This window comes from Paenibacillus sp. FSL W8-0426 (genome assembly GCF_037969725.1).
Classification (GTDB): domain Bacteria; phylum Bacillota; class Bacilli; order Paenibacillales; family Paenibacillaceae; genus Paenibacillus; species Paenibacillus hubeiensis.
In genome coordinates this window covers 977,947-990,108 of record NZ_CP150203.1, presented here as the reverse complement: position 1 = coordinate 990,108, position 12,162 = coordinate 977,947, and the positions used below count along the sequence as shown (strand labels likewise).

At 49.3% G+C, this 12,162-nt stretch carries 11 protein-coding genes; 3 read left to right on the top strand and 8 right to left on the bottom strand.

Features of this window, described 5'->3' with window-relative positions:
- Positions 1-13: 13 nt before the first annotated feature.
- From MKY59_RS04500 to MKY59_RS04485, 4 genes are all read right to left on the bottom strand, one after another.
- Complete coding sequence (locus MKY59_RS04500; RefSeq protein ID WP_236421027.1) at positions 14-1,702, bottom strand: VWA domain-containing protein; 1,689 nt, start codon at positions 1,700-1,702, stop codon at positions 14-16.
- Positions 1,703-1,715: 13 nt separating this feature from the next.
- On the bottom strand, positions 1,716-2,447 hold the full coding sequence (locus MKY59_RS04495) for a hypothetical protein (RefSeq protein ID WP_339276218.1): 732 nt from the start codon (positions 2,445-2,447) through the stop codon (positions 1,716-1,718).
- Positions 2,448-2,774: 327 nt separating this feature from the next.
- Positions 2,775-3,350: a Uma2 family endonuclease gene (locus MKY59_RS04490; RefSeq protein ID WP_339276217.1), complete on the bottom strand. Its 576-nt coding sequence runs from the start codon at positions 3,348-3,350 to the stop codon at positions 2,775-2,777.
- A 78-nt stretch (positions 3,351-3,428) separates the two neighbouring features.
- Positions 3,429-5,750 carry a beta-L-arabinofuranosidase domain-containing protein gene (locus MKY59_RS04485; RefSeq protein ID WP_339276215.1) on the bottom strand — a complete coding sequence of 774 codons (2,322 nt, stop codon included), beginning with the start codon at positions 5,748-5,750 and terminating at the stop codon, positions 3,429-3,431.
- Between the two features lie 196 nt (positions 5,751-5,946).
- On the opposite strand from MKY59_RS04485, the gene MKY59_RS04480 reads away from it, so the two are divergent.
- Positions 5,947-6,711, top strand: coding sequence for an AraC family transcriptional regulator (locus tag MKY59_RS04480; RefSeq protein WP_339276214.1), 765 nt, complete (start codon positions 5,947-5,949; stop codon positions 6,709-6,711).
- A 127-nt stretch (positions 6,712-6,838) separates the two neighbouring features.
- Complete coding sequence (locus MKY59_RS04475; protein ID WP_339276212.1) at positions 6,839-7,351, top strand: GNAT family N-acetyltransferase; 513 nt, start codon at positions 6,839-6,841, stop codon at positions 7,349-7,351.
- Between the two features lie 98 nt (positions 7,352-7,449).
- Here the strand turns inward: MKY59_RS04475 and MKY59_RS04470 are convergent, their stop codons facing one another.
- Positions 7,450-8,493, bottom strand: coding sequence for a 2,3-butanediol dehydrogenase (locus tag MKY59_RS04470; RefSeq protein WP_339276211.1), 1,044 nt, complete (start codon positions 8,491-8,493; stop codon positions 7,450-7,452).
- Positions 8,494-8,636: 143 nt separating this feature from the next.
- On the opposite strand from MKY59_RS04470, the gene MKY59_RS04465 reads away from it, so the two are divergent.
- On the top strand, positions 8,637-9,542 hold the full coding sequence (locus tag MKY59_RS04465; protein WP_339276209.1) for a LysR family transcriptional regulator: 906 nt from the start codon (positions 8,637-8,639) through the stop codon (positions 9,540-9,542).
- Between the two features lie 282 nt (positions 9,543-9,824).
- Here the strand turns inward: MKY59_RS04465 and MKY59_RS04460 are convergent, their stop codons facing one another.
- The 3 genes from MKY59_RS04460 to MKY59_RS04450 all read right to left on the bottom strand — a co-directional run bounded on the left by MKY59_RS04460 (position 9,825) and on the right by MKY59_RS04450 (position 11,774).
- On the bottom strand, positions 9,825-10,025 hold the full coding sequence (locus MKY59_RS04460) for a hypothetical protein (RefSeq protein WP_339276207.1): 201 nt from the start codon (positions 10,023-10,025) through the stop codon (positions 9,825-9,827).
- Between the two features lie 154 nt (positions 10,026-10,179).
- A complete protein-coding gene (locus MKY59_RS04455; protein WP_236421036.1) occupies positions 10,180-10,587 on the bottom strand; it encodes a hypothetical protein in 408 nt (135 codons plus the stop codon).
- Between the two features lie 2 nt (positions 10,588-10,589).
- Positions 10,590-11,774, bottom strand: a complete 1,185-nt coding sequence (locus MKY59_RS04450; protein ID WP_339276206.1) for a polymorphic toxin type 30 domain-containing protein — start codon at positions 11,772-11,774, stop codon at positions 10,590-10,592.
- Positions 11,775-12,162 lie beyond the last annotated feature (388 nt).

The window sequence follows — 12,162 nt, the reverse complement described above, 5'->3', positions numbered from 1 at the left end:
TTCATGGATTGAATTACATCTGCGCGTTGAACAGGTTGCCGATCTTGTACACGACGTCGTCGGTATCCGCATTGATGCTCGCCGCCTCGTTAATGCTCGATATGCTCTCCAGCGCCTTGATGTCGGCGTTATAACCGATCGTATAGATCGGAACCTGAGCCGTCTCCACCAGATCGCGAATGTCCTTGAGAGTGTGACCCTCGTTCGTTTCGCCGTCACTCAGGACGAAGATCAGCGGTTTCACGTTCGGGTTGTCGACCATGTAATCCTCCAGCATTTTCATCGCAACCGCGATGCCGTCGAACGTTGCCGTGCCGCCCCCTGCTTGCAAACTGTCCACCGTGCCGACGAACATGGACTGCTGGTTCGTATCGTATTTGGCAATCGGCAGATTTATTGTTACGCCGCTCGAATAAGACACGAGGCCGATGCTGTTGTCGGTTCCCAAATATTTTTGCCCTTGGCGGAGCGACTCCTTGAGCCGATTCAGCGGTTCACCATCCATGCTTCCGGATACGTCGGCGACAAACACGGCAGCGATCGGTTTGGCGCCGTTTTTCTTTTCTTTCCATACTTTCTGGGCTGCAAGCAGCGTGCCGCCGTCAATGGTGGCCAATTCGGATTTGTAATCCTGCAGGCCGTTGAAGCCGAATTCCTCCGCCGAACGCTGGTATTCATCCTTTTCCGCAAACGCGGCGAATTGGCGAATGATCTCCAGCTTGTTCTCCGGCAGTTGGCCGAGCGCATAGAGCGGGCTGTCGTGTCTTACGCCAAACGGCGTGAACACGTAACCGCTCTTCAGGTCGGCTGTATTGACGTACGTCTGATACTCCAGCACGAACGCATCCAGCCTGCCGGACTTGGCCGCTTCCCGCATCTGGATCGTGGTAGACGCGGTAAACGGCACGTTGGCTTGGAATTTCTCGAAGCCTTGAATGGCCGTTTCGCCGAGCGGATCGGCGCTATCGTAGGTGTTCAATGCCGTAACGAGAAAATTAAGCCCCGTCGAACTCGCAAATGGATCGGTATATCCCATGGAAAGCTCATTGTTCGCAATCGCTTCGGTCACTGTTTTGACGTTTACCGAACCGTAGGTGTCCACCAGCGCATCGTATTTCGCTTTCGAGATGACGATGCCGGGCACGTTGCCGACCAAACGCTGGGCGACCATATCGGTGTTCACCCCGCTCGCCGCGACCATCTCGCCCCAAAACTCGTTCGATGGCGTATAGGCATCAGGCACGTATTTCCCCGACTTGATGTAATCGGCGGCCGTACCGGAAGCGATGTTGCGTATTTTGACCGATACCGGTTTGCCATCCACTTGAATGCCTGCCTGGTTAAACGCCTCGGCCACTTCCGTCAGCCAACCGTCCACGCCGGTGCCCGATTTCTCCGGAGACGAAAAGATTTCCACGTAATCACTGGTCGTGCTTTCTACCGTGATCGGAAATTTCGAGATATCCGGCAGGGCGTCCGCCACATTCACCGGGTCAAGGTCGATTTGCCCTTTTACCGGCTCTGCCGTGCCCGGATGGATGTCCGCAACCATTTTGGCCAGCTGCTTCGACGCATTTTCAGTGCTCACTTGCGAACCCGTTTTGCCCAGGTTGGACGTCAGCGTAATGCCTGCATAAACCAAGCCGAACACCAGCACCAGCATTACGATGGAGGTGATCCAAAACTTCCCCTTCTTCGCCATATTCCACAACCCCTCACTGTCTGTATAGTTTGGTATGCCTGATCAATTGATCGATCTCCTTCATGCAAGGCATATGTTCAATCTCTTCGGCTGCCACGCCGTCCAGGCGGGAGATTTCCAGCAGCAACTGGTCAAGCTTCAGCAAAATTTCCTCGTTGATGTGCAGCGTGCTTTTCATGTAGGACAAGTAATCCTGATAAACCTTCGCTTTCTCCTGATATAGCTGCTCGGACATCCCGGCCGGCTTCGCTTTCATCATGCTTGCATACTCCGCTTTGTCGAACACGTTCAGCCGGTTCAAGATGCTGCGGATGTTCAGATAGAGCAGTTTCTCGACCTCCATAGCCACGCCCGCAAACTTCTGGTAGCTCAGTTCGCCGGGTTCGAAGCGCTGGTTCAATACGTTAATGAGCGTTTCTTTCTTGTTTTTCATCCGGTTCAGCTGGGACATGGCAAGTGCTATATCTTCATGCAGCACCTTGATTCGCCTGTAAAAGGATAACGCCTCGACGTAATCTTCGTGAGTTTCGATCCGTTTCACCGGCAAAGCGACGGGCTGCCTGAACAACAGGGCATAGCTTCCATACAGCAGCGCGGCTGCACTGCCGAAGAGCAGGGTTACGGCAAGCGCGGTCGTAAAGGCGCCTCCGTCAAAACCAAGCCCGATCAAACCCGGGGAAAAGACCAGCACGTTCAGTGCGGCGAGGCCAACGATCAGTCCCAGCATTTTTATGTATCTCGTCATGGGCATCCGGTTCCTCCTTTCATAAAGGGGTGGTCCTTTCTGACAAACGAAGCTTGTTTTTGCGTTTATTCAAAATATACGTGAGAGTGGCTTATCCCATTTCCATTTCATGAGGACAACAAGTAAAAATACGCGGGAACGGAATGGGATGCGGAACAAGGCAGGAAAAACATAGTAATCCGCTATAGAAAAAGTATATGTAATGGGTAATACGCAGAAAAGATGCAGGCGTGTCATTTTTTGTATAATCCCCCTGCAAAAAAATGCCCTGACGATAGTGTCAGGGCATTAGCAAGCATTTATGGATTCGCAAGCGTTATGAAATTTCTAAGATTCGTCGTTCAGCCTGAACAGGCTTGGGAGTGAGATGTTCAATCCGGGGTACAGTACGGATTGGATCAGATCCTGTCCTGTAAACAACTGGCGACTCTGGTAACTCCCCTCTTCCAGCGTATATACATGTACGGTTCGGTTGCCGGGATCCACGATCCAATATTCGCCCACGCCGTACTTCTGGTACAAGTTGAACTTTTCATTAAAGTCCTTCAGCGCCGTCGATGGAGACAACACTTCGATGATCAGCGAAGGAGCGCCGCTGCATCCTTGGCGGGAAATTTGCTCTTTCGAACACACGACCGACAGATCGGGCTGTACCACATGATCCGGCGAATCAAATTGTCCACTCTCGCTAAGAAAGACGTCAAAGGGAGTCGTAAACACCATGCAGGCATCGTTTCGGAAAAACGTGCGCAGCGAAAAGTGCAGTTCTCCCACGACAAATTGATGCAAGGAAGCTGGTGCAGGCGACAAGTCATGTGCTCTTCCGTTAATCCATTCCCATGATCCTTCCCAGCTCAGCCAATCCTGAAAGCTATAAATGCCGTTTGGATCGGGTTTTGCCATGAAATCAGCTCCTTTTGCGACGCTTTTCCATCATTTTATCATGGCTTGAACTGATCTCATCCTCATCATCACCGACGATCAGGAAAAAAGCGATTGCGGTTTGCTTCTCGTCGTGCGCACCTCGGTGACTTTACCCGTACAGCCCTGCTCCCCGCTGGCCTGGAACATGACGGTTAGACTGTCTTTGCCAGACGTCGCTTCCTCCGGAATCGCATACGCCACGTGGAAGACTTCCCCGATTTTATTCATATGAATGCGCTGGTCGCCCACTACAATACCGTCCACGAGCACTTCGAACTCCCGTTTGTACAACGACCCGTCCCGTTCGAACGGCGAATGGTCACCGCCCCAATATGCGACGGATAGATAGTTCGGTGCCGTCCCCTCCACAGCAAGCTGGTAACTGAAGTAAGCGTCTTTCACGCCATACGCCTCGCGCCACATAACCATCTTGTTGCGCCCGTCCGCAAACGATCCCTGGAACGTCGTCTCGCGGCAGTTGCTGTCCATCCGGTGACCGATTTCGTCCTGCTGGCCGTCCGGCTCCACGCGGTCGATCGTAATGTCGTTCAGCGCTTTCTCCACCGCGTTGCCCTCGTCATTGTATGGCCAATACACGGTATAGAATTCATGATGGATGTCGTAAAAAGGAATCAGCTTCACGGCTTGGCCGTCCGAGGTGACTGTGCCGGACAGTTCAAAGATCAATCGGTCCTTGTCCACGGCCTTGATCCATTCGGTCACGTCATCCTGCTCGGTCCAGATAACCGGCACGGGTGCCGTCTTGGCATTCAGCGCCGTCTCGTCGATGATGGTATCCTCCGGCAATCCGTCGCTTCCGAGCGCGCCCGCGAGCACGATCGGGCCGTACAGGAACGCGACCTTGTGCGCATCGTCGCGTGCGGTGTATTTGCGCAGAGCCATCGGCAGCGCAATCGTCACGGTATCTCCGGCGGACCATGTCCGTTCCAGGGAGAGATACCCGGGTTCGATGCGGGAGACGGCCTGCTCCTCGTCCCCGTTGACCGTCACCGTCATCGGCTCCTGCAGCCAGCCCGGGACGCGCAGCTTGAGATTGACCGGGGCGCTGCCCTCGGTGATCGTCAGGGTTACTTTTTCCGAATACGGGAATCGGGTCTCCAGCTTCAGGTTCAGCCCTTGAGAAGTCCAATCCAGTCGGGATGCGATGTACAGGTTCACGTACAGGTCCTCGCCGTCCTCAAAGTAGATCGCCTCGGCGTATTTGCCGGGATTCTCCATACCCGAGCCCGTGCAGCACCACCAAGCGGTGTCGTGTGTTCCGTAAATTTTGAAATGGCCCTGAAGCGTGGAGGAGAAATACGTTTTGTGTCCCGTATCCGGGTCCTGCGTGCCGAGAATGTGATTGTAGATCGCATTTTCGTAATAGTCCATATAGGCGCTGTCCGGCGTCCAGTCATAGAGCTGCTTCGTCAAATGCAGCATGTTGTGCGTGCAGCAGCTCTCCCCGGTTTTGATGCCAAGGCTCTCCATGCCCTTCGCCTCGTAATGCTCCGAAATGCTCGTCGCGCCAAATACGTAGGAACGATGATTGACGGTCGTGTTCCAGAAAAACTCCGCCGCCCTCCGGTAGCTCTGCCGCGCCGGGTCCTGATTGTAGATTTCGGCTGCGCCGATGACCTTCGGAATCTGGGTGTTGGCGTGTTTGCCTTGAAGATCGTCGATTCTGCGTTCGAGCGGTTTCAGGATGATTTGGTGGGTGAACCGTTCGGCCGTCTCCAAATACTCCGGTTTGCCGGTAAACCCGTACAACTGCGCGAACACCTCGTTCATGCCCCCGTGCTCGCATTGAAGCATGTGCTGCACCTGCTCTTCCGTCATCTTTTCCATGCCGGCCACGGCCCAATCGGCGAAGCGTACGACGACATCCAGCGCTTCTTCATTGCCCGTCAATCTGTAGGCGTCGATCAGTCCGCGATAGATTTTGTGCACGCTGTACCAAGGCACCCAGTATTCGCCAATATTGAAGCTGCCGATGTGCTCTGCCCGAAAGGCAATACGGAACGCTTCTTCGGACAAACCGCCGATGTACCCGCTGCCCGTTGCCTGCTGAATGGAGGCCAGCTCGCTGACCGCGTAATCCAGTCTTTCTTTTAACGTTTCATGGCCTGTGGCCTGGTAGGTGACGGCGAGCGCCGACATGTAGTGTCCAAGGGAATGGCCGCTGATGGAGCGGGCTTCCCACCCGGCGTACCGTTTTTTTTTGGCAGTCAAGCCGTGCGCTTCGAAACATGGAGCGAGAAAACGGTCGATGTCCAGCGACAGCAAATACCGTTCTCCGACCTCCTGCGATGTTTGAAAAATGCCATCCAACAAGTCAACATGTTCCGGACCTAGAAATCCTTTTTTCGTATCGATCATGAAGCTCACTCCTTCTCGGTATGTAATCTCAGGCTGTATAAATGCTCTCCTGTGATATAAAGGGTAAAATCCGTGGTTATCATCCATCCGCTCGAAGCTGCACTGTTCGCCTGATGGCTTGAATGTCCCCATATTATCAAATAAAATACAATTACATCAGACTCATAATCCAAGAAAAGGTGGATAAATCCGTCCTATGCGAAAGTCACTGGAACATTACCTGTGCGGCAAGTTCATCACCGAAGGCAATTGGAGCCATATGCGGCGCAGCATGCCTGTTCACGAGATCATTTTGATGCTGGAAGGTGAGATGTACATCGCGGAAGAAGAGGAGCGGTTCGTCGTTCGTGCCAATGATCTGCTGTTCCTGAGAGCTGGCCGCACCCATTACGGCTACCGCATCAGCGACGCGCCCGTCAGCTTCTACTGGGTTCACTATGATGCCGTGCAGGCAGAGTTCCGGCACTTTCCGACGCATGCCACCATTCAGGTGCCTTCCATGGCGAATCAGCTGTTCAAGCAGCTGCTGCATGTGTCGTCCTTCTCACCGGAGGAAGCCGATGCGGCTACCCTCTTGCTGCTCCGAGAGCTGAAGCGTAACATCCAGGCCGATTATCGCCCGCACAATGCGATTGTGGACCATATTTGCAAGTGGGTCGACATTCATCTGCATACGAACATTACGGTGAGCCAGATCGCGGAGAATTTTAACTTTAACAAGGACTACATCTCCAAAATGGTGAAGCGTGAGAAGGGAGTCGGACTCAAAACCTACATTCTCACGGAACGGATTCGCCGAGCCAAACAGCTACTGCTGAACACCAATGCCAGCGTGAAAGAAATTGCCGGACAGTGCGGCTTCTCCGATTACAAGCTGTTCCTGCGCATGTTCAAGCAATACGAGGGCAACACCCCGACCGAATATCGCAATCACTTGTACTCGACGCAGCTCAATCGATAATGCCTTGGTCTATAGAAATGACTGAGTCGCATATAGAAAATTTGAATGAATCCGATGAAATGGGTTGTGATACAATGCATGATAATTACATTTCTAACTTAACCCATAAGATAAGGGGGAATAAACGATGACAACGGCTGCCATTTCGATTCATCCTGCCACCAAAGCCGATCACGACGACATTGTACATATCCTTGTGGCGAGTTACGCCGAGTATCGGGAGACGTTCGAACAAGCGGACCGATGGGAGGCCTACTTGAAAGATATTCGGGAATCCGTGGACAATCCGTACCTGACGGAATTGTGGATTGCCAAGATCGAAGACCGGATTGTGGGCACGGTTCAATTGTTCGAAACGGCGCACCGAGCCTATCCGAATTTTGAATTGCCGATCGATTATCCGTTTATCCGTTTGCTGGGCGTCGATCCGGAGTGGAGGGGGCACGGGATTGCACGGGCATTGCTCCAAAAATGCGTGGAATCTGCCAAAGCCATGGGGAAAAATACGGTCTATCTATATACGGGCGGTCAGATGGTGAATGCCATCCGATTATATGAACGTTTCGGCTTTGTCGAGGATGCGGAGTTCAGCTCTGAGGGGAATGGAGGCAAAGCTATCTGCTACCGTTATGATTCATAGTGGAGGGATCCATGTTAAAAAGACCGCTCACCCGAGCGGTCCTTTTCGTTGAAGTGCTGCATCATTTGCATCATTCAACTTTATTTTAAATTCTTACCTTAGCCTCCGATCTCCACCAAAATCTTCGCATGGCTCTTATCGCTCATCAACAGCTCCAGGCCGTCCTGCACGATATCATCCAATTTGATCTTTTTGGTGATGACCTGTTTCACATCAAGTGCTCCTTCTGCAATCAGCGAGATTACCTCTGGAAAGATATGGCGATACGCCAATGTCGCGGTCAGATTTGCTTCCTTGACCAGCAGTTCGAAGAAGTTCACTTGAAGCGGGTTCGGAATCGCAGCGATGACCACAACTTCCCCGCCTTTTTTGACTACGGCTACAGCACTGTCCATCGTTGGCTGCACGCCAGCCGCTTCATATGCAACGTCGATTCCACCCGATTGCTGCAGGATGACTTCGGTGGCATTGACTTTGGCGCTGTTCACCGGAATCGCTCCCAATTGGGCTGCCAGGTTCAGGCGTTCCTCAAACACATCGACGGCATAGATTTGAGAGGCACCGGCAGCTTTGGCCGACAAAATGGTCAATAAACCGATCGGACCGGCTCCGTATACCGCTACCTTGTTCCCCACTTTCAGCTTGCTGTGACGCACCGCGTGAAAAGCTACAGCTGTCGGCTCTACAAGCGCGCCTTCCTCAAAGGATACGTTATCCGGTAACGGATGCACCATATAGGCTTCGACCACTACATACTCGGCAAAACCGCCATCGCCATTCAGCCCAACGAATCCGAATTCGGTACATTGATTATACCGTCCCTGGATACAGTACTCACATTTTCCGCAATGATAGAGCGGTTCTACGACGACCCGGTCGCCTACGCTGATACCGCCTACATTCTCTCCCAGTTCACTGACGGTTCCTGCAAACTCATGCCCGAGCGTGAGCGGAGCTTTCTGTCCCGAGAGCGGATGATTCTCGCCTTCCTGAATCCCTACGCCATGGTGATAAGCGTGCAAGTCGCTGCCGCAAATGCCGGCATACTCCACTTTAATCTTAACCTGACCCGCCTTAGCGACCGGAACCTCGCGATTTTCCACGCGAACGTCTTTATGTCCATACCATACCGCTGCTTTCATCACGTTCATCCCCTTTGTCTACGTTGTCTATAATAAAAGAAGGTCCTGCTTGTCTATTCATTATATCTCTGTTCATGTATTATTCATATTTATAGATATTAATGTTAACATTAGTTGTATTAATACTAAACGGAGATGAGATCATGAATCTGGAACAGCTTGAATATGTCGTCGAAATCGCCAAAACCCAATCGTTCTCCGCTGCCTCGGAGCATCTTCATGTCACGCAATCCGCGATTAGCCAATCCGTTCATCGACTGGAGAAAGAACTGGGGATGACCCTGTTCGAACGCTCCAGACAAGGTACCCACCCCACGCCTGAAGGCAAACAATTTATTGCCAAAGCGTTAGACATTTTGCAACGAATCGATGAATTGAAATCGCTGAACGCCGAATCGTCCTGCCTGACCGGAGAGCTTCATGTGGCTACTTTCCCCAGTGTCATGCCTTATCTTGTCCAGTCTGCTGCAGAGATGAAGCGGGAGCATTCGCAGCTAAGCATTGCCATTGAAGAAAAAGGGTCGATGGAGATCATTGAGGATATCCGCAACAATAAAACCCATCTGGGCTTTATCGCGATCTACACCAAGCAGCTGCGGGAATTCGACGGTCTGCATTTCACGCCCATGTATTCCGGCAAGCTCGTCGTATGCACCCATCATCTGTCCGAATTGGCCAAACAGTCGCGCGTTACGCCTGACCAGTTGAAAGAACATAAACTCGCCCTGTACCGGGATGGCTTCATCGAGGATTTTCTCCGGGAGTTCACGTATGATTACGGGCCACTGTCCATCCTGTTCAAAACCAATAACTCCGAAGCCATCAGTACCGTGTTAAAAAACAATATCGCGGCTACAATCGGCCACGACTACTCCTTTTACCAGCATCCGCTGTGGAAAGAAGGTTTGGTCAAAATGGTCGAGATTGCCGAGATCGAACAGCCCAAGATGCAAATCGGCTTCGTGCAGACGGAATCCAAAGAGGTCGCCGCTGCCGCAGAACGATTCGCCCGGCGTTTCAGACAGGCCATCGAGCTGGATCATCTGTAATCATGCGAACACAAAGCTCCTTGTTATACCTTCACTTTTCTCACAGCTTCGCTCATCTCGTTCGTCTGCTGCTCCAGCATGTCTGAGGTTTGCGCCACCACAGCAGCAGACTACTCCATCCGACACATCCGAGATATTTTCCATCTGTTTCTTCATAAGGTTCATGCTATGTTTGCCGGACTCAGCGGTCGCAAGTGCAGTCGTTGCCGCATCCGACACCACCATAGACGATTCAGGCTCATTAGGCAAAAAAACTCCAACGCCAAAAGCGTTAGAGTCTGTTCATTTTTTAATGATTGAATTTAGGCCAAGCATGAGCGCATCTCTAAGAATATCGGTGTAATTGTCATATTCCTTTTCTACTTTTATCTTATCAAAAACTTGTTTTATAGTCCCATCGATCACAACAGTAAGTCCCTCTACCTCAATCTCAGTTTTTCCTTTACGAAATCTGTCGCTAATTATGGTTAGCTTGTCACTCATGTTAGTCCTCCTCCTTTAAATGGAATGATCAAGGTAAATAAGCCTTCTGAGTAATGTCGTTATTTTTAGTTCTTGTTAATAATCCGTTGTACGTCTTCTTTGCTTTCTACCTCAAAGGTTGCATAGGACTGTATAGTTGACATTTGCTTATGACTCAGTTCGATTTATAAGGAATATCTATGTCCGCTCCAACTTCATCGATGGTTTCTTCAATGATTTCCCTAACTTGCTTGTCCAAATCCATATTCAACGCTGATTTCATTAACTCATAACTTTTTGCCAGATTCAGATTTACAACTACATAAGTATAATAATCAACTAGCTCAGCAGATGAAACATCCCACAGTTTTTGCACAATATGATCTACTCTTGATCGTAGATTAAATTCCAATAATTCGTGGGTATAAACCTTTCTATCAGCTAATTCTGATAAGGTTTCTAAAACGTCTATGCTGTCCAATTTCTCTACGTTTTCAACCAAATCCAAGTAAGCTTCAAAGTGTTTGTTTAAATCTTCTTTGGACATTACATCAGGTAAATTTTTAAAATCCGAAAGTTTCATACTTATCCTCCAATATTAACAGGTATATGAGTTATATTTTGCTGATTGTTTCTATATAGATTACCATCTGTGCCTAAGTACTTTTTGCCAATCTTAATTTGTGCAGTCCATCCATTATATGAATTACTTGTTAAAAGCTCTTCTTCCGTCAATATACCTTGTAAATTTTGCTGTGGTGAATGCCATTTTATTTCTATCTTCTTATTCTCGTAAAGAAAATTATACTTAAATCCTTCCTCTATGATTCCAGGGTCGGGCTTGAATTTATTAACACCTTCGGGAGGAACCAATCCTTTCAAATAACTTTCATTAATTCTCCCACCATTTAGCACTCCTTCAGCAAGATTGAAATTACCTGCGTTATCAACAATTGTGCTCATATTCAATTTATGTTCATGAATACTTTTTGAGAGTAGTCTTTCATTTTCCAAATAAATTTTCACATTGGATGATTTCCTCACCATCTTACTATCGACGATATTATCCATTACTCGAAGACGTTGATCTTGAAATCCATTAAACATTTGTCCTTTACCTGGTGGACGATTGAAGGCTTTTATTTTTACGCCGCCTCCTGATGAAGTTAGCAGATTATGCGGCTTAATTAAAGAAGAGGCATATCCGGTTCCAACCAACATCCCTCCCATACCTATCATATTAGCCCAGTGCTCACTAGACCAGGCATTGGTTGGAAAGGTAGCCTCCCGGATTGTGCCATGAATACCGAATGTAAGCCAATTGGCTGTATCATTGGGAGAATTGAAAGCTTTATCTGCTCGGTCTACATATCCCTGAACCAGACCACTCGGAATACCGAACGTCCAGTAATCCAGAAATCCACCTACACTATCATAACGTTTTTGATATCGATCGTCCGCAGATTGCAAAAAGGTACGACCCAACTCTGCCAAACTGTCAGTCGATTTTTGAAATACATTACGAGTATCCACTTCAGGAGCCCTGCACTCATCCGGCGGCGGTGGCGCACACTTCGGGTCATAAGATCGTGTCGCTTGCTGATCTGCCAATCTGAATTTCTCAGCATGTCCTTCTAGTTCTTTTGCAATCGATAGGGTTAATGAAGTGAAGTTATCCATTACCCTCTGTGCAACTACAAAATCAACATAAAATCTTTCCTTCGCGCTACCGTTCCACTGCCTTTCAATTTCAAATAACCGTTGTTTCAAGCTGCTGTTCATCTAAAAAATCTGACCTTGGGCTGCTGCAAACTGTTTTGAAACAGATAACAAATGTTCAGGTGTTACTTTTATCGTCGTTATGTAGTACCTCATTCTGAATTTATACTTCGTTGTTATATGAATGATGAATTGTTAGGATACTCTACGATTCTAATTTACATATGCCAATTATTTTAAAGTGAACACAGATGATTTTGTAGAGGCTGTTGGTTTATTTATCTAGTTCGTACTTCGTAGTTCGTATTACCCCTCAGTTCCTCAGCCAAAAACACTGTAGCGCGGACACAAAGTTGTTTAGCGATTTTCCTATTTTATGTATCTCTCATACTCTTATTCTATTCACTTTTAATTCTAACGAACATCAGACGCACTATGA